Annotated in this window: 24 protein-coding genes, 1 tRNA gene and 1 pseudogene; 19 read left to right on the top strand and 7 right to left on the bottom strand. The window is 66.2% G+C overall.

All coding sequences use genetic code 11. The annotated features are described in order from the left end of the window. Positions 1 to 489, top strand: coding sequence for a c-type cytochrome (locus AC3WJB_RS03430; protein WP_492678732.1), 489 nt, complete (start codon positions 1 to 3; stop codon positions 487 to 489). A gap of 10 nt (positions 490 to 499) precedes the next feature. Beyond that, positions 500 to 1,447 (top strand): c-type cytochrome, encoded by a 948-nt coding sequence (locus AC3WJB_RS03425; protein ID WP_492678730.1) that lies wholly within the window; start codon positions 500 to 502, stop codon positions 1,445 to 1,447. 154 nt (positions 1,448 to 1,601) lie between these two features. On the opposite strand, the gene AC3WJB_RS03420 is transcribed toward AC3WJB_RS03425, so the two are convergent. After that, entirely contained in the window at positions 1,602 to 1,781 is a 180-nt protein-coding gene (locus tag AC3WJB_RS03420; protein WP_492678728.1) for a hypothetical protein, read from the bottom strand. Between the two features lie 32 nt (positions 1,782 to 1,813). On the opposite strand from AC3WJB_RS03420, the gene AC3WJB_RS03415 reads away from it, so the two are divergent. The 6 genes from AC3WJB_RS03415 to AC3WJB_RS03390 all read left to right on the top strand — a co-directional run bounded on the left by AC3WJB_RS03415 (position 1,814) and on the right by AC3WJB_RS03390 (position 5,885). Beyond that, positions 1,814 to 2,719: a GGDEF domain-containing protein gene (locus tag AC3WJB_RS03415; RefSeq protein ID WP_492678726.1), complete on the top strand. Its 906-nt coding sequence runs from the start codon at positions 1,814 to 1,816 to the stop codon at positions 2,717 to 2,719. Between the two features lie 114 nt (positions 2,720 to 2,833). Further along, a complete protein-coding gene (gene merC, locus AC3WJB_RS03410) occupies positions 2,834 to 3,250 on the top strand; it encodes an organomercurial transporter MerC (RefSeq protein ID WP_492678724.1) in 417 nt (138 codons plus the stop codon). A gap of 9 nt (positions 3,251 to 3,259) precedes the next feature. Next, positions 3,260 to 3,757: a GNAT family N-acetyltransferase gene (locus tag AC3WJB_RS03405; protein ID WP_492678722.1), complete on the top strand. Its 498-nt coding sequence runs from the start codon at positions 3,260 to 3,262 to the stop codon at positions 3,755 to 3,757. A gap of 78 nt (positions 3,758 to 3,835) precedes the next feature. Beyond that, a complete protein-coding gene (locus AC3WJB_RS03400; protein WP_492678720.1) occupies positions 3,836 to 4,285 on the top strand; it encodes a VOC family protein in 450 nt (149 codons plus the stop codon). Between the two features lie 46 nt (positions 4,286 to 4,331). After that, complete coding sequence (locus AC3WJB_RS03395) at positions 4,332 to 5,030, top strand: aspartate/glutamate racemase family protein (protein WP_492678718.1); 699 nt, start codon at positions 4,332 to 4,334, stop codon at positions 5,028 to 5,030. A gap of 123 nt (positions 5,031 to 5,153) precedes the next feature. Next, on the top strand, positions 5,154 to 5,885 hold the full coding sequence (locus AC3WJB_RS03390; protein WP_492678716.1) for a uracil-DNA glycosylase family protein: 732 nt from the start codon (positions 5,154 to 5,156) through the stop codon (positions 5,883 to 5,885). 32 nt (positions 5,886 to 5,917) lie between these two features. On the opposite strand, the gene AC3WJB_RS03385 is transcribed toward AC3WJB_RS03390, so the two are convergent. After that, positions 5,918 to 6,067, bottom strand: coding sequence for a hypothetical protein (locus tag AC3WJB_RS03385; protein WP_492678714.1), 150 nt, complete (start codon positions 6,065 to 6,067; stop codon positions 5,918 to 5,920). Between the two features lie 103 nt (positions 6,068 to 6,170). Here AC3WJB_RS03385 and AC3WJB_RS03380 point away from each other — a divergent pair, with 103 nt between their 5' ends. Both AC3WJB_RS03380 and AC3WJB_RS03375 read left to right on the top strand, forming a co-directional pair. Continuing rightward, positions 6,171 to 7,373, top strand: a complete 1,203-nt coding sequence (locus AC3WJB_RS03380) for an ImmA/IrrE family metallo-endopeptidase (protein WP_492678712.1) — start codon at positions 6,171 to 6,173, stop codon at positions 7,371 to 7,373. Between the two features lie 16 nt (positions 7,374 to 7,389). Beyond that, the gene (locus tag AC3WJB_RS03375; RefSeq protein WP_492678710.1) at positions 7,390 to 7,893 is read left to right on the top strand and encodes a hypothetical protein; all 504 of its coding nucleotides are present in this window, start codon (positions 7,390 to 7,392) and stop codon (positions 7,891 to 7,893) included. A gap of 109 nt (positions 7,894 to 8,002) precedes the next feature. Here the strand turns inward: AC3WJB_RS03375 and AC3WJB_RS03370 are convergent, their stop codons facing one another. After that, a complete protein-coding gene (locus AC3WJB_RS03370) occupies positions 8,003 to 8,911 on the bottom strand; it encodes a LysR family transcriptional regulator (protein WP_492678708.1) in 909 nt (302 codons plus the stop codon). Between the two features lie 121 nt (positions 8,912 to 9,032). On the opposite strand from AC3WJB_RS03370, the gene AC3WJB_RS03365 reads away from it, so the two are divergent. Next, entirely contained in the window at positions 9,033 to 9,920 is an 888-nt protein-coding gene (locus AC3WJB_RS03365) for a pirin family protein (RefSeq protein WP_492678706.1), read from the top strand. A gap of 32 nt (positions 9,921 to 9,952) precedes the next feature. On the opposite strand, the gene AC3WJB_RS03360 is transcribed toward AC3WJB_RS03365, so the two are convergent. After that, the gene (locus AC3WJB_RS03360) at positions 9,953 to 10,900 is read right to left on the bottom strand and encodes a DUF5996 family protein (protein WP_492678704.1); all 948 of its coding nucleotides are present in this window, start codon (positions 10,898 to 10,900) and stop codon (positions 9,953 to 9,955) included. Between the two features lie 143 nt (positions 10,901 to 11,043). Continuing rightward, positions 11,044 to 11,952, bottom strand: coding sequence for a LysR family transcriptional regulator (locus AC3WJB_RS03355; RefSeq protein WP_492678702.1), 909 nt, complete (start codon positions 11,950 to 11,952; stop codon positions 11,044 to 11,046). Between the two features lie 105 nt (positions 11,953 to 12,057). On the opposite strand from AC3WJB_RS03355, the pseudogene AC3WJB_RS03350 reads away from it, so the two are divergent. The 3 genes and pseudogenes from AC3WJB_RS03350 to AC3WJB_RS03340 form a co-directional block, all read left to right on the top strand. Continuing rightward, positions 12,058 to 12,711, top strand: a pseudogene (locus AC3WJB_RS03350) (NADPH-dependent F420 reductase); the annotation flags it as partial. A gap of 52 nt (positions 12,712 to 12,763) precedes the next feature. Beyond that, positions 12,764 to 13,153, top strand: coding sequence for a DoxX family protein (locus AC3WJB_RS03345; protein WP_492678700.1), 390 nt, complete (start codon positions 12,764 to 12,766; stop codon positions 13,151 to 13,153). A 149-nt stretch (positions 13,154 to 13,302) separates the two neighbouring features. Next, positions 13,303 to 13,848, top strand: coding sequence for a cytochrome b (locus AC3WJB_RS03340; protein WP_492678698.1), 546 nt, complete (start codon positions 13,303 to 13,305; stop codon positions 13,846 to 13,848). A 78-nt stretch (positions 13,849 to 13,926) separates the two neighbouring features. On the opposite strand, the gene AC3WJB_RS03335 is transcribed toward AC3WJB_RS03340, so the two are convergent. Next, entirely contained in the window at positions 13,927 to 14,694 is a 768-nt protein-coding gene (locus tag AC3WJB_RS03335; RefSeq protein WP_492678696.1) for a TerC family protein, read from the bottom strand. 394 nt (positions 14,695 to 15,088) lie between these two features. Between AC3WJB_RS03335 and AC3WJB_RS03330 the strand changes: the two genes are divergently transcribed. From AC3WJB_RS03330 to AC3WJB_RS03320, 3 genes are all read left to right on the top strand, one after another. Continuing rightward, positions 15,089 to 16,402, top strand: a complete 1,314-nt coding sequence (locus AC3WJB_RS03330) for a cytochrome C (RefSeq protein WP_492678694.1) — start codon at positions 15,089 to 15,091, stop codon at positions 16,400 to 16,402. Between the two features lie 386 nt (positions 16,403 to 16,788). Continuing rightward, entirely contained in the window at positions 16,789 to 19,935 is a 3,147-nt protein-coding gene (locus AC3WJB_RS03325) for a hypothetical protein (RefSeq protein WP_492678692.1), read from the top strand. A gap of 184 nt (positions 19,936 to 20,119) precedes the next feature. Further along, a complete protein-coding gene (locus AC3WJB_RS03320; RefSeq protein WP_492678690.1) occupies positions 20,120 to 20,716 on the top strand; it encodes a methyltransferase family protein in 597 nt (198 codons plus the stop codon). 361 nt (positions 20,717 to 21,077) lie between these two features. Here AC3WJB_RS03320 and AC3WJB_RS03315 read toward each other — a convergent pair. Next, positions 21,078 to 21,154, bottom strand: a tRNA-Met gene (locus AC3WJB_RS03315). A gap of 167 nt (positions 21,155 to 21,321) precedes the next feature. On the opposite strand from AC3WJB_RS03315, the gene AC3WJB_RS03310 reads away from it, so the two are divergent. Both AC3WJB_RS03310 and AC3WJB_RS03305 read left to right on the top strand, forming a co-directional pair. Further along, a complete protein-coding gene (locus AC3WJB_RS03310) occupies positions 21,322 to 21,855 on the top strand; it encodes an RNA pyrophosphohydrolase (RefSeq protein ID WP_492678688.1) in 534 nt (177 codons plus the stop codon). 75 nt (positions 21,856 to 21,930) lie between these two features. Beyond that, positions 21,931 to 22,164 carry a (2Fe-2S)-binding protein gene (locus tag AC3WJB_RS03305; RefSeq protein ID WP_492678686.1) on the top strand — a complete coding sequence of 78 codons (234 nt, stop codon included), beginning with the start codon at positions 21,931 to 21,933 and terminating at the stop codon, positions 22,162 to 22,164. Positions 22,165 to 22,273 lie beyond the last annotated feature (109 nt).

The following is a 22,273-nucleotide window of genomic DNA, read 5'->3' as shown; positions in this document are numbered from 1 at the left end:
ATGTCGAAAACGCCCCGTCCCCTCTTCCTCGGCATCAGCCTGGCCGTTGGCCTCGGCGTACCCCTGGCTGTGGCCGCCGCCAGCGCCGCCCTGGCCGCAGACAACCCGGTTGTGCAACGCCAGGCCTTGATGGATGCCACCGCGGCCGCCGCCGCCTTGTCCGGCGGCATGCTGAAGGGCGAGATTCCCTACGACCGCACCGCGGCCAAATCGGCGATCACCACGTTCTGGGCCGTGTCGCGCAACTATGGACACCTGTTCCCCCCTGGCTCGGAGACCGGCAACAACACCGAAGCCTCGCCGAACGTCTGGAAGAATCGCGCTGACTTTGACCAGCACCTGGCCAAGTTCACCACCGATGTCGACAAGGCCAAGGAAGTTTCCGGCAAGGACGGCCCAGCCGACCTGGCGAGCTTCAAGGAGGCGGTAAATCCAGTCCTGGCCAACTGCAAGGCCTGCCATCGCGACTACCGCATCACCAAGAAGTAGCCGTCCAGCCATGTCCCGCAAGGGAAAGCTCGCGTTCGGTGTGCTGGCGGCGCTGCTGCTGGTTGCCGCCACCGGCTGGGTGGCCAGCAGTCCGCGCCGGCTCGACGCGGCCAGCGTGGCCGCCGCCGGTCCAGGCGACGCCCAGGCCGGCGAGCGGGTCTTCCTCATGGGTGGCTGTGCCTCGTGCCACGCCGCGCCGGGCGCGACCGGCGATGCCCGTCGCGAGCTTGCCGGCGGCCTCGAACTCAAGACCGCCTTCGGCAAATTCGTGGTGCCGAACATTTCGCCCGACCCAACGGACGGCATCGGCCAGTGGTCGTTTGCCGACTTCGCCAACGCCGTGCAACGCGGGGTGGCCCCGGATGGCCATCATTACTACCCGGCCTTTCCTTATCCCTCCTATGCACGCATGACGCTGGCGGACACGGCCGACCTGTTTGCCTTCATGCGCACGTTGCCGCCAGTCAAACACAAGCCGCCGGCCAGCCAAATCCCGTTCCCCTACAGCCTGCGCCGCGGCATCGGTCTGTGGAACCTGGCCTTCCTGCATCCCGATCCGGTGATTGCGCTGCCGCAGGATACCGACCCGGCACTCCTGCGTGGCCGCTACATCGTCGAAGGCCCCGGCCATTGCGGCGAGTGCCATACGCCGCGCCATGCCGCGGGTGGCGTTGATCCGGGGCAATGGCTGGCCGGCGCCAGCAACCCCGATGGCGAGGGCAGCATCCCCAACCTCACCCCCGGCACGGCGGGCCTGGGCGACTGGTCGGCCAAAGACATTGCGTATTACCTGGAGGCGGGCTTCACGCCGGACTTCGATTCGGTCGGCGGCTCAATGGTGGAAGTGCAAGAAAACATGTCGAAGCTGCCGGCCAGCGACCGCGAAGCCATCGCCGCCTACCTCCAGGCCATTCCTGCCCGGCCCAATGGCTATCCGGCGCAGGAACCGAAAGACTGAGCGGTCCGCTCCCGGTCCTGGCGGCACCCGCCCTCTGGTGTTGTTTCGCGGTTGCGCTCATTCTACTGCCGTGCGGCCCTACGGACGTATCTGGTCAGGCCGGCGATAAGGGATACGCAGTGCACTGGCGCTTGTGGTGTGCGTTTTCCTGTGGTCAACCGTTGCGGGCAACGCGGCGCGAGGAACGGTCATGGACCAAATCCCGTTCGTGGAAACCGGCGGTGGCGGACAGCCGGTCCGTACCCTTTCCCTTGTCTTGACGCCGGCGGCCGGGGACGGTCGCCGCGGCGCTGATCGGCTGCGGGCCGAACCACTCGACGACGCCGAGAACCATACCCGGCCTCCCGCATACCGGACGCGATCGCGATGAACCGCGTCTTCAAGGTCATTGACCGTCGGCTCGAGCGTTGTACGCGCGGGACCATTGGCCTGCTGACGATTGTCGGCGTCCTGCTCCTCGCGGGACTCGACTACCTGACCGGGTACGAGTTGTCGATGTCGGTGTTCTATCTCGTGCCGGTGGCCCTGGGAACCTGGTACGGCGGCAAGTGGGTGGGCATCGCCGTGGCCATCCTTTCCAGCGTGAGCTGGTATTTCGCCGACGCGGCAGACGGCCATCCCTATTCGTATCCCGGCATTGCGCTATGGAATTCGCTGATGCGCCTGGGCTTCTACATCATAACCACCCTGCTGCTGAGCGCCCTGCACGAAAGTCTGCGTCGGCAACGGAAGCTGGCGCGGACCGATGCGCTCACCGGCCTGTACAGCCGCCGCGCATTCGAAGGCCGCCTCAAGCACGATCTCGCCCTGGGCCAGCGCCGCAAGAGCGCCCTGACGCTGGCCTATGTCGACCTCGATGACTTCAAGGCAATCAACGACATCCACGGCCATCCTGGCGGCGATGCCTTGCTGCGCCTGATCGGCCAGGTTCTCCGTATGTCGGTGCGCACGGCCGACACCGCAGCACGCATCGGCGGCGATGAGTTTGCGCTGATCATGCCCGATACCGACGCGCACGAGGCACAGCACGTCGTACCCAGGATGACGCTCGCCCTGCGCGCAGCCCTGGACGCCAACGGCTACCAGGTCACCTGCAGCGTCGGCGTGGTCACGTTCCTGGAATCGTCCACCACCCCCGAGGGTGCGCTGGCGGCAGCCGACAACCTGATGTACCAGGTCAAGCACGATGGCAAAGGCGCGGTTGCGTTTGACGTGATCAGCCCGGGCCAGGTGCGGCGCAGCACCGGCAACGCGGCACGCGTCCCCATGTGAAGGACGGCGAGCCGCGCCCATGCCCCGACGCTGACCGCGCGGCCGTCACGTGGCCAGGCGGTACCACCAGCGCTATGCTGCAATGCACGGCATTCGCGCCACCGGGACGATTCCATGCGTACTTCAGCGGTGCTGGACAAGACCACCAGCATTGGTTCACTGGCCGCAGCCATGTCCTGCGCAGGGTGCTTTCCCGCGTTGGGATCATTCGGCGCCGCGATTGGGCTCGGTTTCCTGGCGCAGTACGAGGGCTTCCTGTTCCATACCCTGATTCCCGCCCTGGCCCTGCTCGCGCTCATCGCCAACGCCGTGGCCTGGTACCGGCACCGCATCGCTCTCCGCGGCGTGTTTTCGATCAGCGGGCCGCTCATCATCCTGGTTGCACTGTTCGTGCTGTGGCATTCGGGCTGGGGAGTCGCGCTGTTCTACGCCGGCCTGGCGTTGATGCTGGTCGGGTCCATCCTGGATATCGCCCATCCAGCGCGCCCGCTGCGCTGCCGGCCCGGGCTGGTCGAAACAGCGCCGCGCTAGCTCCCCGCGATGACCGTGGCCATCCGCCCGTTTGCCGCCAACGACTGGCCACGCCTGTGGCCGATCCTGCACGCCACGTTCGCCGCGGGCGACACCTATACGTTTGCGCCGGATGCGCCCGAAGAGGGCATCTTCAAGGCCTGGATCGAGTTGCCGCTGGCCACGTTCATCGCCGGCGATGACGCCGGAGCGGTGCTGGGTTCGTACTATCTCAAAGCCAACCAGCCCGGCCACGGCGGGCATGTGGCGAATTGCGGCTTTGTGGTCGCGGAGTCTGCACGTGGCCAGGGCATCGCATCACGGATGTGCGAGCATGCGCAGGCGACGGCATTGGCGCGCGGTTTCCTGGCCATGCAGTTCAACTTCGTGGTTTCCAGCAACCACGGCGCCATCCGGCTATGGCGCAAGCTGGGCTTCGGGATTGTCGGCACCTTGCCACGCGCGTTCCGGCACCCACAATGGGGGCTCGTCGATGCCCATGTCATGTACAAGTGGTTGGCCGGCTGAACATCTCCGCGGGCACTCTTGGCGCAGGCTGGCAGCAGGTGGGCCCAAACCGATGCGACGCGCTGCGAGGCCACACTGATGGAAGTCGTTTCCAACCGGATGTTCGCGATCAGGCACATCGACCACGTGGTGCTGCGCGTCGCGGATATCGATGTGATGCTGCATTTCTATGTGGACGTGCTGGGCTGCACGGTGGAAAAAGTCCAGCAAGGAGTCGGCCTGTATCAGCTGCGCGCCGGCGGCTCGCTGATCGACCTGGTGCCAGTGAGCGGCAAGCTGGGCAGCTTGGGCGGTGCCGGGCCGGGCGCGGAAGGCCGCAATCTCGACCACTTCTGCCTGAGCGTCGCACCATTCGACGGCGAGGCAATCCTGACGCACCTGCGGACGCTTGGCCATCCGGCGGGGCCGGTCGAGTCGCGCTATGGCGCCGAGGGCGAAGGGCCATCGATCTACGTCAAGGATCCGGAAGGCAACACCGTCGAATTGAAGGGGCCGCCATGGGAAACGCCCGGAGATTCGGCCCATTGACTGTTGACCCACCAGTTGCGGTCACCCCACCCACCCTGGAGCACGCATGAAAACCATCGGCCTGATTGGCGGCATGAGCTGGGAATCGACGGCGAGCTACTACCGCCTGATCAACGAACAGGTACAGCAGCGCCTGGGTGGGCTGCACTCGGCACGTATCCTCCTGTACAGCCTGGATTTCGCGCCCATCGAGCGCATGCAGGCGGAGGGCGATTGGGATGGCGCCGGCATGGTGCTGGCGCATGCCGCCCGCGCGCTCGAAGCCGGCGGCGCAGACTTCCTGCTGGTATGCGCGAACACCATGCACAAGGTAGCGCCGGCCATCGAGGCGGCCGTGCACCTGCCGCTGCTGCATATTGCCGATCCCACGGCCGAGGCCGTCACGCGGGCCGGATATGCGCGGGTCGGCCTGCTCGGCACGCGCTTCACCATGGAAGACAACTTCTATATCGACCGCTTGCGCGAGCGACACGGGCTCGACGTGCTGGTGCCGGACCAGGCCGAGCGCGAGGTCATCCACCGCGTGATCTACGACGAGCTGTGCCTTGGCCATCTGGTGGACGCCTCGCGTGACGCGTATCGCCAGATCATCGCCAGGCTGGTCGAGCGCGGCGCCGAAGCGATCATCCTTGGCTGTACTGAAATTGCCTTGCTGGTGCATGCCAGCGACGCGAGCGTGCCCCTGTTCGACACCACGGACCTGCACGCCCGCGCCGCAGTGGACCAGGCACTCGCGTCGGCCTGAGCGAGACGCGCCAGCCGGCCGCGGGCGGTCCGCGTAAAATGGCGCCGGTCATCGTGCGGCCCGCTTGACCGGCCGCCGCCGCGCCAGGCGCGCACCCATCTGCCGTAATCGGTTGCCCAAGTCATGTCCACGTCCAACGCCCGCGCCGCCATGCTGCGCACCACGCGCAAGCTCGCGCACGAAGCTGATGCGCTGGCCTGGCACACGCCCAGCCACGTGTACAACCCGTTGCTGTATGCCTGGGCCGCGCACCGCATTTACCTGCAACGCTATGCCGGGGCACGCGGCCGCGTATTGCTGCTGGGCATGAACCCCGGTCCCTGGGGCATGACCCAGACCGGCGTGCCGTTTGGTGACGTGGCGACCGTGCGCGAGTGGTTCGGCATCGAATCGCAGCTCGCCGCGAGCTTGCCGCTGCAGCACGCCAAATACCCGATCCTCGGCATGGCCTGCCATCGCAACGAAGGCAGCGGATCGCGACTGTGGCGCTGGGCCGCGCAACGCCTCGGCACGCCGGATGATTTTTTCGCACGCTTCTTCGTGTGGAACTACTGCCCGCTGCTGTTCATCGGCAACAACCGCAACCTCACACCCGAACACCTCGGCCGCGACGAGGCCACCGCGCTCGCGGCCGTCTGCGACCGTGCGCTGCGCGCCGTGGTGCGCGCGCTGCAGCCCAGCGCCATCGTCGGCATCGGCCGCTACGCCGAGCGCCGCGCCACCGAACTCTTCGGCGCCGAGACCGGCATCGGCTACCTGCCCCACCCCAGCCCGGCCAACCCCAATTCGAACAAACACTGGCCCGAACTGGCCGAGCAGGCCCTGGCGCCCTGGCTGCCGCCGCCGAAGCGCTGAGCGTCGACCACCGGCCTGTGCACTCGCCCACACTACAGCGGATAGGCCTTGGCAGCGGACAGCAGCCCCACCCTGGAAGCGGCCAGGACCAGGGCCAGCACCACGCGGTAGGCGTAGGAGCCATACCATGAGCGTGCCCGGCGGGTAACCGCGTCTATCAATCGCAAACGCGGCCTCACCATCGAGATGATCCGCAACCTGCACAAAGAACCTCGGCGTTCCAGCGGAATACCTGATCGGGGCTTGATTTCTTCCCCTTCCTCAGGACGGGCGGAGCAAAAGCGAATGCATGAAGCGCTGCGAGGGGGTGGCTTCCAAACAAACATTGATATCTTGCAAAATAATATTTTGCAAGATAAAATTTTGCAGCTGGAGGTGCCTATGGACCAAGCAACGATCCGCCGCCGCCTGCAAGCATTGCGCGAACGCCGCGACGTCAGCCAGGCCGATCTATCCCGAGCACTGGGCTTCAACGACCGTCAAACCTTGTCCGATATCGAATTGGGCAAGCGCCAGGTCGCGCCCGAAGAGCTGCTGCTTGTCGCCCGATTCTTCGATGTCGGCGCCGACTATTTCACCGACCCGCTGGAACTTGCCGGCGAAGCCAACTTCTCCTGGCGCAAGGCTGCGGCAGCCGATGGCCTGGCATCGTTCGAACAGCGTGCCGGCGGCTGGATCGCCACCTATCGCCATCTGCGCCGCCTCAAGGGGGAATCGGTCAATTCCCTGCTCATGCAGGTTGGCCTGGACCGGAAAAGCTCGTTCGAGGAGGCCGCGGACGAAGGCGATGCGGTGTCGCGCTCGCTCGGTCTGGGCGACGTGCCGGCGGCGAATCTGGCATCCGTGCTTGAAGAGAAGCTCGATACGCTGATCCTGCAGGTCGACACCGTGGCAGGCGTATCGGGCGCGGCCTGTCAGCTGGGCCCGCTCAACACCATCATCATCAACCGCCATGAACCCGTCGGCCGACGTGCGTTCGACATGGGCCATGAGCTTTTTCACCTGCTCACCTGGCACGACATGCCGCCCGAGCACACCGAGGAAGAAGGCAATCTCTCCAAAGGCCAGAAGCGTGTCGAACAGCTTGCCGACAACTTTGCCGCCGGACTGTTGATGCCGCGCCGGCACATCCTGGATCTGGCCAGCAAGGCCGCACCGCCTGTAGACGATACCGCGGCCATGGCCCGATGGATCCGCGAGGCGGCCACGCAGCTGCGCGTAAGCGGCCCAGCCATGAAATGGCGTCTCGTCGCACTGAAACTGCTGAAAAAGGCCGCTGCGGAAAGGATTCCCGACGACTTGCTGCGCACCGACGCGGCAGGCGATGTGCCACCACGATTCAGCCGCCGCTTCGTAGCCACACTGGGCTGGGGCATCGAACACGGCCACTTGTCCGCGCGTCGCGCCGCGACGGTGGTGGGCATCAGCCTCGACGACCTTGGCGCCCTGTTCACCGAGCACGACCTGAAAACGCCGTTCGATCTGTAGCGGAAGCGGCAAGGAAATGGACTTCCACCCCCGCCAGATCGTGCTGATCGACACCAACGTCGTACTCGAAGCGCATCAGACCGGCTGCTGGATACCGCTGGCGCAATACTTCGCCTTGCACACCGTGGCCAAGGTCGTCGAAGAAACCCAAACCGGCTACCAGAACCGCGAGCCCGAGCATTGGATCGACGAATCCACGCTGCGCGGACAACTGGCGCACGTCGAAAACATCACCGAGATGCAACGCGTGACGTTCAACATGACACACGACCATCCCGCGCTCGATGCCGGCGAGCGTGACTTGTTGATCTATGCCGAAACCCTGACGTCGCCCGCGTGGCTGCTCAACAGTCCCGATATGGCCGCCGTGCGCTTTGCCCACCGCATGGGCTGGATCGATCGACTGGTCTCCCTCGGCGCGATGAGCGCACACTTGAAGACGCGACTGAGCCGGAACCTGCGCGACAACTACACGGAGTTCTGGCTATCCCGCAAGCGAACTGAGTTGCTGCTCGGCTAACGCAAGATTGGGGGTCAGGTTTACTTGCGTTCGCTCGGGTTGACCCAAGACAAGGCTAGGCGCTCTTCAAAATAAACCTGACACCGTTCTCGCCCGCTGCCGGCCGCACTCAATCCTCGTCCAGGGCATGGAACTGGGCGACCAGCAGGTCGAGCAAGGCGCGCACGGCCGGCAGCTGTCCGCGCCGCGAGGGATAGACGGCGTGGACGATCTCGTGCCGCGGCTCCCAGCCGGGCAGCACCTGCACCAGGGCGCCGCTGGCGTATCCGTCCCGCACCATCATCCTCGGCAATTGCACGACGCCCACCCCGGCAAGCGCGGCGGCACGCAGCGTCGGCATGCTGCGCGTGACCAGCCGTGGGTGATGGCGGATTGTGGCCCGCGCAGCATCCGGTCCGAGCAGGTTCCACGCATGCACGCCTTGCGGCGTGCCCAGGTCCATGCTTGGCAGCTTCGCCAGGTCGGCCGGCGATTCCGGCACGCGGTCGCAACGTTCCAACAGGGCGGGACTGGCCAGCAGGCACTGGCTGCGGTCGGCCAGCACGCGCAGGACCAGGTCGCTGTCCTCCAACGGCGGCGGACGTACGCGGATCGCGATGTCGACAGCTTCGCCGACCACGTCCACGCGCCGGTCGGTGGCGTCGACGTGCAGCTCCACCTGCGGGTAGCGGACCAGGTAGGCGGCAAACATGTCGCCCACGCTAGCCTCGAGCAGCGCCACCGGGCAGGTCACGCGCACGATGCCGCGCGGCGCCGCCTGGTTCATGGCGATGACCTCGTCGGCCGCATCCGCTTCGACCAGCATGGCCCTGCAGCGCTCGTAGTAGGCGCGGCCCGCCTCGGTCACGGTGAAGCGCCGCGTCGAGCGCTGGATCAGCCGGGTTCCCAACCGCTGCTCCAGCAGGGCAATGCGCCGGCTCAGCTTGGATTTGGGTATGCCCAGTGCGCGCCCCGCCGGAGCAAAGCCGCCATGGTCTACCACTTGGACGAAGTAGTAGAGGTCATTGAGGTCGCGCATGGCCGGTCGTTCCGCATATAGGACGATATGATCGAATACCAGTATCTACCGGAACCAGCGTCCCTCAAATAACATTGCCCCATTGCCGCCAAAGGGTGCGGCACCCCACTGGAGATTCGCCATGAAGAAGGTACTCGGCGTCCACAGCGCCCCCCGTCCGCACTGGGTCGGCGACGGTTTCCCGGTGCGCTCGCTGTTCAGCTACAACGACCTGGGCCGGCACCTCAGCCCCTTCCTGCTGCTCGACCATGCGCAGCCGACCCACTTCGAGCCGGCCAGCCGTCCGCGTGGCGTCGGCGAGCATCCGCACCGCGGTTTCGAGACCGTCACCATCGTCTACCAGGGCGAAGTGGCGCACCGCGACTCCACGGGCGCCGGCGGCACCATCGGGCCGGGCGACGTGCAGTGGATGACGGCGGCCGGCGGCATCGTGCACGAGGAGTTCCACTCGCGGGCGTTCACCCAGCGTGGCGGCACCATCGAGATGGTGCAGCTGTGGGTCAACCTGCCGGCACGCGACAAGCTGGCCGCGCCTGGCTACCAGACCATCCTGGCCACGCAGATCCCGAACGTGGAACTGGCCGACGGCGCCGGGAGCGTGCGCGTGATCGCCGGCGAGTTCGATGGCCAACATGGCCCGGCGCATACCTTCACGCCGTTGGACGTCCTGGACCTGCGCATCAACCAGGGTGCCACGGCACGCCTGCCCACCCGCGACGGTCACACCCTGGCGCTGGTGGTGCTGCACGGCACGGTCATGGTCAACGGTGATGCCATTGCCCGAGAGGGGCAGCTGGTGCACCTGGACCGGGCCGGCCGCGACGTGGAGATCGAGGCCAACAACGACGCCAGCGTCCTGTGGCTCTCGGGTGAACCGATCGACGAGCCGGTGGTTGGCTACGGCCCGTTCGTGATGAACAGCCAGGCCGAGATCGTCCAGGCCATCGACGACTTCAACGCCGGCCGCATGGGCCGGATCGCGGCCAAGGACATGGCCGTGCCCGCGTAAACCCGCGCGGCCCGGGATTTTCCCGGGCCGCGTCAGGCGGGAGGGACCTGGCGCGGGACGCGCGGCACACCGATCCCACACTCCAGCGCAGCCCGATCCCACGCCGCGGTATCGGCAGCGGCGACATAGGTGCTCTGCAGGAAATCCTGCACGTCGCGCTCGGGATCGTCCGCGCGGCGCACGACGTCATAAGGCAGCAGGAATTCCCCCGCGCCTTCGTGGAAGAACGCGCCCTCGGGACGCACCGGTTGGGCCCGGAAAGCTTCCGGCGTCGGATAGGCGTAGGAATAAAAAGCCGCATAGTCGACCGGCCCACCGCCTGGCCAAAATCCGGCGCTGCTCACCTCATGCGAATAGGCCTCGCGCGTCACGGCGTCGGGCAGGTTGGGAACGCCGCCAGGATGCAGCGGCGCCCGACGCCCGGAAAACCGGGTGACCGCGAGGTCGAAACTGCCCCAGAAAAAATGCACGGCGCTCGACTTGCCGAGGAAGCCGGTCCGGAAACGTTTAAGGATGCGGTCCACCTGCAGCAGGATGCGCCAGAAACGTCGCGCGTATTCCGCGTCATACGCCGCGTGCACCGTATCCTCGTGAAATGGGATAGCGTCGACCACTTCGTTTGGACGGCCATGGATGGTGACCTGCAGGCCGAGCTCGCCGAGCGCCGCAAACAGCGCCTGGTGGAACGCGGCGACGGACTGCGGCACCAGTCTTACGTCGCGGCTGGCGCCGGTGTCGACCACGATGCGCAGGACGTGGTCGAGGAAATCGAAATCGATCTGCAAGGTCCGCTCCCCGCACGGAATCGGCGTGGTGGTCAGTCCACGTGCCGTCACGTGCAGCGTGGTGTGCCACGAGTGGCACAGCCACGGCGTCTGCGCCACCCGTATCTGGCCGACGATCTGCGTCCACAGGTGCAACGTCGTGCAGGTGTCCTGCCACGCCGCGTAGGGAAGTTCCGGCCAGATTTCGTCGTTCATTTCCGAATCCGTCGAGGGTGTCCCGTGCAGTGACGGCCTGCGTCACGCAGGCGTGCTTGACCCATCTTACAGAGCGGGCTGCAGGAGCAAGGCGCACCGCTGCCACAGGCGATCCGGCGCCCCATGCGGCGAGCGCGCCATACTCAGTGCGCCGTATTCCACCCCGGCGCCGCAAACGCCTCCACCAGAAAGTCCACCAGCCGCCGCGTCTTGATCGGCAGGTGCTTGCGCGATGGATACACCGCGTGGATGCCGAGCGTCAATGTGCGCCAGGCCGGCAGCAATTCGACCAGGGCACCGCGGCGCAGGTCGTCGGCGACGATGAAATCCGGCTGCAAAATGACCCCTTGGTGCTCCAGCGCGACGGCGCGGCAGGTATCGCCGTTGTTGGCGTGGATGCGCGCATGGGTGCGCACGGCGACCTGGCCGCCGTCCGCTGCGGTGAACGTCCACTCGTTCCTGGCCGCGAAGTAGCTGTAGGAAATGACTTCGTGCCGCGCCAGGTCGCTCGGGTGCGCGGGCGTGCCGTGCTGCGCCAGGTACTCCGGTGACGCGCAGGCGACCATGCGGGTCGTTGCGAGTTGCCGGCTGACGAGTTGCGAGTTGGCCAGGTTGGTGATGCGCACGGCCAGGTCGTAACCCTCCTCGACCAGGTCGACGACGCGATCGCTGAGTTCGATGTCCAGGGACACTTTCGGATACAGCTGCGCGAAGCGGCCCCACAGCGGCGCCAGATGCATGATCCCGAAGCTGAGCGGCGCGTTGATGCGCAGCATGCCGCCGGGTTCGCCGCTGCGCGAGCTGATTTCCGACTCCGTCTCGTCGACCGCGGCCAGCATTTCCTTCGCGCGGGCGAAGAACAGCTGGCCGTCGTCGGTCAGCGACAACCGCCGCGTGGTCCGGTGCAGCAGGCGCGCACCGAGGCGCTGTTCAAGCTCGGCGACGTGCCGCGACACCGCCGCCTTCGACAGCCCGATCGCCTCGGCCGCGCCCACGAAACTGCCGGCCTCGACGACGGCGACGAAGCTGGCCATTTCCTGGAATTTGTCCATGGCGCCGACCTTTTGTCTCGGAAATCGAGACAGTTATTCAATCAAAAGCCGATTTATCCACATTTCATTGGCCAATAGAGTACTCCCCATGCCCCGGATGTCCCGGGCAACAAACGGAGACCACGCATGAACATCACCCTGATCGGCACCGGCAACATGGGCTCGGCGCTCGCCAGTCAACTCACCCGCGCCGGCCACGCCGTGCGCATCACCGCGCGCGACCTGGCCAAGGCACAGGCCCTCGCCGCCGCGAATCCCGGCGCGGTGGCGGCGGCACCTGCCGATGCGCTGGCCGGTTCGGACGTCGTGATCGTCGCCACCGGTTACGCCGATGCGGTGCCAGCGCTGCATTCGCTGGGTTCGCTGGCGGGCAAGGTGGTCATCGACATCACCAATCCGCTGACCGCCGATTTCATGGGCCTGACCCTGGGTCACGACACCTCGGCCGCCGAAGAGATTGCCAGGGCTGTCCCCGAAGCGGAGGTGGTCAAGGCGTTCAACACGCTGTTCGCGCAGGTGCTGGCCGACGGCTCGCGGTTCGCCAATGGCCAGATCGCCCCGGCGTTTTTCGCCGGCGACAGCGAACGGGCGAAGCAGACTGCAAAGGCGCTGATCGAAAGCCTCGGTTTCACGCCAGTCGATGCCGGTCCGTTGAAGAACGCGCGCTACCTCGAACCGCTGGCCGCGCTGAACATCTATCTCGGCTACGGCGCCGGCCTCGGCACCGCGATCGCGCCGACCTGGATCCACAAGGCCTGACGTGCATCGCTTCAGCCGCCCATCACCCATCTCCACTTCCCAAGGAATCGCCATGAATGCATCACTCGCGCTGTTCGGCCGCATCGGCCTCTCGCTCATCTTCCTCATTTCCGGCTGGGGCAAGATCGCCGCTTACGCCGGCACCCAGCAGTACATGGAATCCGCCGGCCTGCCCGGCGCCTTGCTGCCGCTGGTGATCGCGCTCGAGCTCGGCGGCGGCCTGGCCATCCTCAGCGGTGTGTTCACCCGCTGGATCGCGCTGGCGCTTGCGGCATTTGCGCTCGCCAGCGCCGCGCTGTTCCACGCCAACCTCGACGACGCCGCGCAGGCGATCAACTTCTGGAAGAACGTGGCGATGGCCGGGGGCTTCCTGATGCTCGCCGCATACGGTGCCGGCACGCTCAGCCTCGATCATCTGTGGCACAAACGCCGCAGCGCTTGAGCTCCGTAGCGCCATCCCTGGCGCAGCGGGCGCATCAGCGCCCGCTGCGCCAGGGAGCTTACTCCGCCGACACTGAGCAAAAACCGTGGACTGTTGTAGAGTTTGCCCGGGTCGTCGAAACCACTGCGGGCCATCGGCAGGAGAAACCAATGCTCACCAGTACGCCGGTCCGCTACAACCGCACCGCGATCGCCCTGCACTGGCTCATCCTCGCCCTGCTGATCGTCCAGTACATCGTCGGCTGGTCGATGCCGCACATCGGCCGCGACACGCCGGTGACCACGCTGATCAGCCTGCATTTTTCGTTCGGCGCGCTGATCCTCGCCGTCGTCATCGTGCGCCTGGGCTGGCGGATCAGCCATGGCGTACCCGCACCCGAGGGTGGCATCCCGCAGTGGCAGCTGCGCTTGGCAGGCGTCGTGCACCGGCTGCTGTACCTGCTGCTCATCGTCGTGCCGCTGCTGGGCTGGTTGAACGCTTCATATCGCGGCATGCCAATCACGTTCTTCGAGCTCTTCCACGTGCCGCCATTGATCGACAAGGCTGCCGCCGGCTGGGCCTGGACCGGCGACACCCATATCGTGATTGCCGAGTTCGCCATCCTGCCGTTGGTCGGCTTGCACGTCGCCGCGGCGCTGTACCATCACTTCATCCGCCACGATCGGGTCCTGCAGCGCATGCTGCCGGGCGCGTGACACCAGCCAACCCCGGCGCCGGCCATCCAGGTCACCCACCTTGCCGGATGTCCGCGGCAAACGGCAGACAGGCGACGCCTACTCCGGCGCCTGGCCTGCGTATCGTTGGTGCAGCCTCACCGGGCCGACGCGCCTCGCGCTGCGCTTGCGGATCCAGAGGTTGATCAGTTCGACGAAGACTGAGAACGCCATCGCGGCGTAGATGTAGCCCTTCGGGATGTGCTGGCCGAAGCCGTCGGCGATGAGCACCAGGCCAATCATGATCAGGAAGCTCAGCGCGAGGATCTTGACGGTCGGGTGGCGCTCGACGAAATCGCCGATGGGCTTGGCGAAGAGCAGCATGAAGCCAATCGAGACCAGGATCGCGACAACCATCACCCAGCGTTCGTTGACCATGCCCACGGCGGTGATGATCGAGTCGAGTGAGAAGACGATGTCGAGAAACATGATCTGCGTGACCACGCTGCCGAACGATGCCGCCACGGCGCTGCCCGCAGTCACTTCTTCGGTCGCGCCCTCCAGCTTTTCATGTATTTCGTGCGTCGCCTTGGCGATCAGGAACAGTCCACCGCCGACAAGGATCAGGTCCCGCCAGGAAAAGGCGTGGCCCAACAGGGCGAACAGCGGGGCGGTCAGGCCGATGATCCAGGTGATCGCAAACAGCAGTGCCAGCCGCGTGACGGCGGCCAGGGTAATGCCGACCCGCCGTGCCCGGTCGCGCCTTTTTTCGGGCACCCGCGAAGCAAGGATCGAGATGAAGATGATGTTGTCGATGCCGAGCACTAGCTCGAGCGCAGTCAGGGTCGCCAGCGCGATCCAAATCTCGGGGTTCAACAGGGCGTCCATGGGCGTTCCGTTGGGTTGTGCGTCGCGGGAGGGCGGAGCGGACGAGTGCCACCGCTCCGCGGGTTGGATTGTGGCCGCCACAACGTGCAGGCTGCGTTCTTGCGGCGCCCAGGTTGATGCAGCGGCGAACGCCGCCGCGGGCGTACGCAGTCCGCAGTCGGCATATCAGAATACTTCGCATAGACAGCCCGGCCACGTTCCGGACCTCCGGAATCGGACTGCGTGACTTTTGACGGTAATCAACATGCAGGGCATTCGTCGGTTCAAGACTGCGCCCGTATCCAGCCACCACGCTGGAAGCGCGAGGAGCATGCCCATGAACACTAGCCGGAATAGCCTGAGTCCGAGATGGTCTGATGCCATGCGTGGACCGCCATGCTGGAGAGCCCTGATCGTGCTTGCAGGGTTGCTGGGCGCCCCCACCATGGCGCTGGCGGTGCCCTCCTATGCGCGACAAACGCAGCAGCCATGCGTGGCCTGCCATGTGGGCGGCTTCGGGCCGGAGCTCACCCAGTTCGGACGCCAGTTCAAGCTCATGGGCTACACCATAAAGATTGGCGAACAGACGGACGTGCCGCTGTCGGCGATGCTGGTCGAGTCGTTCACGCACACGCAGAAAGCCCAGACGGAAGCCCCGGCCAAGGGCTTCGGCACCAACAACAATACCGAACTGCAGCAGGCCTCGGTGTTCCTGGCCGGTCGCTTGAGCGAGCACGCGGGCGTATTTGCCCAGGCGACCTACTCCGAGAACGGCAGCCTGCTCGGCTGGGACAACATGGACTGGCGCTATGCGCGTCTGTTCAATGCTGGCGGCAGCCACAGTGGCATCTGGGGCATCTCGCTCAACAACAACCCCACCGTCAGCGACGTATTCAACACCGCACCGGCATGGAAGTACCCTTACATGTCGGCCGATCTGGCTCCCGAAGCGCCTGCCCAGCCAATGCTCCTCGGTGGCCTGGCTGCCCAGGTGGCAGGTGTCAGCGCCTACATGCAGCTGGATGGCAGCTGGTACATGGAACTGGGCGGCTACCGCTCCTTGTCGCCCGCATTCCTGCGCCACGTCAACGCCGGCTACGACGGCCGCCTGAGCGGGGTCACGCCGTATGCGCGCCTGGCCTACACCTGGAATCTGCCCACCGGCAGCTTCTCGGTTGGCAGCTTCATGTTGGACATGCGGCGCGGACAGGTCGGCACCAACGCGATCGGTAACGCGGTGGCGCTGCCCGGGCCGACGGACCGGTTCCGCGACTTCGGCGTGGATTCCAGCTACCTGTACGCCAATGGCGATAACATCATCACCGTCGACGGGCTCTACGTCCACGAGAGCCAGCGCCTGGATGCCACCTATGGCGCTGGCGGGTCGGACCACCTGCACGACACCCTGCAGTCGCTCAGCCTCAAGGGCAGCTACTGGTACCGCCACACCTACGGCGTGACCCTGGCGTCGTTCGTCTACAACGGCAGCAGGGACGCCACGCTCTACGGCAACGAGGGCTCGCCTAATACGCAGGGCGAAAGTGTCGAGCTCGACTACAGCCCGTTCGGCCAGTCCACCTCCTGGCATCAACCCTGGGCCAACGTGCGGCTGGGCCTGGAATACACCTACTTCAACCGTTTCAGCGGGCGCGTGCACGACATCGACGGCGCAGGTCGCAACGCCAAGGACAACAACACGTTCTACTGCTACGTGTGGCTGGCGATCTGAGCTCGACATCTTGCCTGCCAACGGCTGTCGGCCCAGCCCGAAGGCACGCCTTCGTGGACTTCAGGCGCAACCGGTACCCGGACGGGGAGGTCGTCTTGCAGGGCTGAGTCATCCAGCGCCTTCGAGAATTTTGCCGAGCCACTGACCCCGGCTTTCGCCCGCCCGGCCTCCCGGCGGAAAGCCTGATCGGGTCCTGATCCAATCAATGGATTAGGGAAAGGACTTCCTCCGTCCCGGTTTCGTGGTTCTGGCATGACCTTCGGCCGGTGACCTTACGGCCTGCCAGTGACTAGACTTCCGTGGCCACCGCGCGCCCGGTCCGGCACCCATCCGCTCCGCCGGCAAGCGCCGGGGCACGCGCGCAAAGAATCCGGAGAAAGCCTGTCATGTGGAAGCGAAGCCTGTTCCTTGCCGTCAGCCTCCTTTTCGCCGCATGGGCAGGTCCTTCCCCGGCAGCGCCCGCGACGCCGCCGGCGCAGGCCGATGCGTTCGGCAACCTCGCGTTCCGCAACATCGGCCCGTCGATCGCCGGGGGACGCGTGACCTCGGTCACGGGAATCCCAGGCCGGCCCGGCACGTATTACATCGGCGCCGCCGGCGGTGGGGTGTGGAAGACCACGGACGGCGGCTATGCATGGACGTCCATCTTCGGCCGCCAGGCCACGGCGTCGGTCAGCGACGTCGTGCTCGATCCGTCCAATCCGGACATCGTCTGGGTGGCGACGGGCGAGACCAACCTCCGCAACGACGTGCTGGATGGCGCCGGCCTCTACCGCTCGACCGACGCCGGACACACCTGGCAGCTGATGGGCTTCAAGGATGCGGGCAACATCGCCCGCGTCGTCGTCGATCCCCACGACGGCAACACGGTGTGGGTGGCGGTGTTCGGCCACGTCTGGGGCCCCAACGCCGAGCGCGGTGTATTCAAGACGAGCGACGGCGGCAAGACGTGGAAGCACGTGCTCTTCGTCGACGACCACACCGGCGCGATCGACCTCGCCATGGCCGGCGACAACGCCAAGGTGCTGTTTGCCGGCATGTGGCAGGCGCAGCGCTATCCGTGGAAGCTCGACAATGGCGGTTCGGGCAGCGGCCTGTGGCGCTCCACCGATGGCGGCGACACCTGGCAGCGCCTGGAGGACGGCATTCCCAAGGGGCCACTCGGCCGCATTGCCGTCGCCGTGGCGCCCAGCAACACGAACCATGTCTATGCAATCATCGAGGCGAAGCACGGCGAAGGCCTGCTGTTCGATTCGAAGGATCTCGGCCTGCACTGGAAGCGCGTGAGCGATGACTACAACATCGACCAGCGCCCGTTCTATTTCTCCCGCGTCTACGTCGCGCCGAACGACGAGAACCGGCTCTACTTCGGCTCGTTCTACCTGATGCAGTCCAATGACGGGGGCCACACGGCCCATCCGCTGGACACCGACGTCACCGTGCACGTGGACCACCACGGCTTCTGGCAGGATCCGCGCGATCCGGACCGGATGATCCAGGGCAACGACGGCGGCGTGTACCTGACGCGCGACGCCGGCGCGCATTGGCGCTTTGCCGACACGCTGCCGCTGGCGCAGGTCTACCACGTCGCTGCCGACAATCACGCGCCGTACAACGTCTGCGTGGGCCTGCAGGACAACGATGGCTGGTGCGGGCCGTCCACGCCGCCGCCGGAAGAGCGCTTCGTGCGCAAGGTCGAGAACCGCGACTGGTGGGCAACGCACCTGGGCGACGGCCAGTACATGGTCCCGGCGCCCAGCGATCCCGACCGCATCTACGTCGATGGGCAGAATGGCAACATCGCCCGCTACGATGCGCGGACGCGCAACCGCATCAACATCAAGCCCTATCGCCCGCTTGCCAGCCTCGAGACCAAGGACCACGCCTGGCGCTTCAACTGGACCGCGCCCATTGCCGTATCAAGGACCGACGCCGACACCGTGTACCTGGCCGGTAACGCCGTGTTCAAGTCGACCGACGCCGGCCAGACCTGGAAGGCCATCAGCCCCGACCTGACCCGCGACGACAAGACCAAGCAGCTCTACTCGGGCGGCCCGATCAACCATGACCTGTCGGGTGCGGAGGTCTACGACACTCTGCTCGCGCTCGAGATCGCGCCGACCGATCCCAATGTCCTCTGGACCGGCAGCGACGACGGTCTCGTGCATGTGTCGCGCGATGACGGCGCGCACTGGAGCAACGTCACGCCGCCCGGAGCGCCCAAGTGGGCGCGTGTCTTCAACATCGGCGTGTCCCCGTTCGATGCCGGCACCGCGTACGTGGCGTTCGACAACCACGAGATGGACGACCGCAAGGCGTACGCATGGGCGACGGGCGACTACGGCAAGTCCTGGCACCGCATCGATCAGGGCCTGCCGGCCGAAGCGGCCATCGTGGTGCGCGAGGATCCGGACCGGAAGGGCTTCCTGGCTCTCGGCAACATGACCGGCCTCTGGTACTCGCGCGACGCCGGCGCGCACTGGCAGGCATTTGGCGCGGGCTTCCCGGTCGTGCCGGTCTTCGACGTCCAGTTTGCCCATGGCGCGCTCATCGTTGGCACCCACGGCCTCGGCACGTTCGTGCTGGACAACCTGCGCCCGTTCGAGGAAATGGACGACGCGGTCGCCAAGCAGGCGTTCCATCTCTTCACCGCGGCGCCGGGCACCCAGTATTCGGCCGCCGCCGGGCGCACGCGCAAGGACGTGCTCATCGACTATTGGCTGAAGGACGCACTCACGCCCACGCCCGAAGACAAGGCGGCAGGCCACACGCCGGTCAAGCTCGTCGTGACCGACGACAAGGGCCAAGTCATCGACACGTACTACGGCCCGGCCAAGTCCGGCGTCAACGAGTTTGGCTGGAACATGACCTACGCACCCGCGCTCGCGCTTGCCACCGGCAAGGCAGAGGGTGGAAAGCGTCGCTCCGGGCCGGCCGTGCTGCCCGGCACCTACCGCGTCACGGTCACCGCGGCAGGGCAGACGCAGGCCACGGACATCAACGTGCGTGGGGACCCGAATCTCGCCGTGGCACCCGATGTCGCGCGCGATAACCTCGCGTTCGCACTCGAGCTGCGCAACCGGACGAGCGCGTTCCACGACATGTTGAATCGGATCCGCGACATGCACCGCATGCTGCATGGCTATGCCACGTCGGTGGCGAAAAACGACGACGCTTCGCCTGCGGCTGCCGCGCTGGCCGCGCAGGCGAAGCAGCTCGACAAGACACTCACCGAGCTTGGCGACAGCGTGTACAACCCGGTGATACAGCGCGACGCAGGCGACACGGTGCATTTCCCCGGACGGCTGAACCGCGATCTCGGCAGCCTGGGCAACCCGAATCCGACCCGGCCACCCAACGCGACCGAGCGGGCGACTGCCGCCACCGCCGCCGCCGCGCTGGAGCAGGTGCTCGCCCGTTTCAACGGCCTGCTCAAGGGCGACGTCACCGCGTACAACCAGGCGGCGTTTGCCGCCGGCGCGCCCACCGTCGCGACCGGCGAACCCATCCGCGTCACGGAAGTCCAGATGTAGCGCGGACAAGGGGACGGGCGGAAACGGCGTCAGGCACGGGGAAACCCGGCACATGACACAACCCGTTCCGTCGTGGGAACCGCGGCCGCGCTGGTGCTGGCGATGCCGTCTGTGGCGCCGGCGCGTAGCCGGCCCGGCGCGGAGCGCGCAGAATGCGCCTATCCCAGGGCCGTGGGAGCGGGCCATGTCGGCACTGATCGTGTCTTCGCGGTTCTACTTGATCGTGTTCTATGTCGCGATCTTCGTGTGCTTCGCGCCGGAATGGCTGGGCACGTTTCTCCAGCGCGTGGAGCGGGGCGCGGTGAAACGCGACCGCGGTTCACACGCGTGGTTGCTCATCGCGATGGGCGCAGGCATGTTCGCGGCGTTCTTCCTGGTCAACGCCCATTTCCCGGGCACGACGTTGACGCGGAACCAGCCGTTGCAATTCTGGATCGGCATCGCGGTGATGATGGCCGGGCTTGCGCTGCGCTGGTACGCGATCCGTCTGCTGGGGAAGTTCTTCACCCGCACCGTGGCGACGCGCGAAGGCCAATACGTGGTCGAACGCGGGCCTTACCGGCTGATCCGGCATCCATCCTATTCGGGCACGCTGCTGATGTTCCTCGGCATGGGTATCGCGATGACCAACTGGGCAGCGCTGTTGGCGATCATGGCGGGAGCCGCAATCGGGTACGGTTACCGCGTGCGGGTCGAGGAACAGGCGCTGTGCGCCGACATCGGCCAGCCGTATCGCGATTACATGCTTCGCACCAAGCGGTTCGTGCCGTTTGTGTGGTAACCCAAGCGGGCTGCGGGCTGTGAATGGGTGGATCGCACCTACGCGTATGGCCGGAGGCGCAGCACGAGGCGGAACAACCAGCGCCCCGATGGCGCGGTCGGCCGTGTCAGGGGCCCAAGCAGTTGGTTGGGTGACGGCGGCACCGCGGTCATCCGATCCGGCTTCCCGCAGTCACGAAGGATCGCTTCGGCTGCATGGAGCCGTTCGTCCAACCGCCGCTCGTAGCCGCGCAGCAGTTGCGTGACCAAAAGCACCCCGACTCCCACTCCCAGCAAGTCGCGGAAGAAGCTCGTGGTGTCCGTCCCCGCCTGCTCCGTCATCCTCAGTGCCGCTCCCGGTTCGGTGCAACGGGAATGGAGCGTGGTAGCGATGGGTGGACTCGAACCACCGACCCCAGCATTATGAGTGCTGTGCTCTAACCAGCTGAGCTACATCGCCTTGGGGCTGCCGCGCGGACGCGGCGAATGCGCGCCGGCGGGCGCACGAGTGTAGTGGGGCGTCGGGGCTGGTTCAAGCGCGGCCGGTTGCTGCCGCGTCGTCCGCTGTGGTTGAATCGACCTGCAGTGGGGGAGCCCACGCAATGCGCGCGCGTGGGCGGAGAGGACATGATCGACATCGACGGCTACCGCCTGAACGTGGGCATCGTGCTGCTCAACGACGCTGGCCAATTGTTCTGGGCAAGGCGGATTCATCGTGACGGCTGGCAGTTCCCGCAAGGCGGCATCCGCTCCGACGAGACGCCGGAAGAGGCCATGTTCCGCGAACTCGAGGAGGAAACCGGACTCACCGAGCAGCACGTGGAAATCGTCGCGGCAACCCACGGTTGGCTGCGCTACCGCCTGCCGGAGCGCTACGTCCGCCGGCACCAGCGGCCGACGTGTATTGGCCAAAAGCAGGTCTGGTACCTGCTGCGGCTGCGCACCACCGAGGACGCGCTGCAGCTCGATGCCGGCGACAAGCCCGAGTTCGACCTGTGGCGCTGGGTGGATTTCTGGTATCCAGCCGTCCACGTCGTGCCGTTCAAGCGCGACGTGTACGAGCGCGCGCTGCGCCAGTTCGCGCCGCTGGTCGAGCAACTCTTCAGTATGGAGCTGGGAACCCAGCCGCCGCGGCCGGCGCAGGCAGCCGCAGAGGGCTGAGTAAACCGGTATTCCGACAGCAGCAGCCGACACCGTTGCCCCAAGGCATTGACAATCGTTCGCATTTGCGTTCTTATGCGCGCCATGTACGTGTGCAACTGCAATGCCGTGACCGATGCCGACATCCGCCGCGAGGTGGCCGGCGGCGTGCAGACGTTTGCGCAACTGCAGGAACGCACCGGCTGCAGCGACTGCTGCGGCTCCTGCGAGGCCGAGGCGCGCGACGCGCTGGCCAAGGCCCACGGTGCCGTCAACGGTCGGACGGCGTCGCTGGCGATTTCCGTCCTGGCCCGTTGCTGTCCGGAGTAAATCCGGCGCTCGCCGCATCCCGGCTCCTTCGTCGTCCTTCCCGCCTCTTCTCGTCATTCCCGCGAAAGCGGGAATCCAGATGCTCCTGCCTTCCTGTTGCCAACGGCAA

The organism is Rhodanobacter sp. FW510-R10 (genome assembly GCF_058781105.1).
The sequence above is the reverse complement of the archived record's forward strand: the minus strand, read 5'-3'. Positions and strand labels throughout refer to the sequence as shown.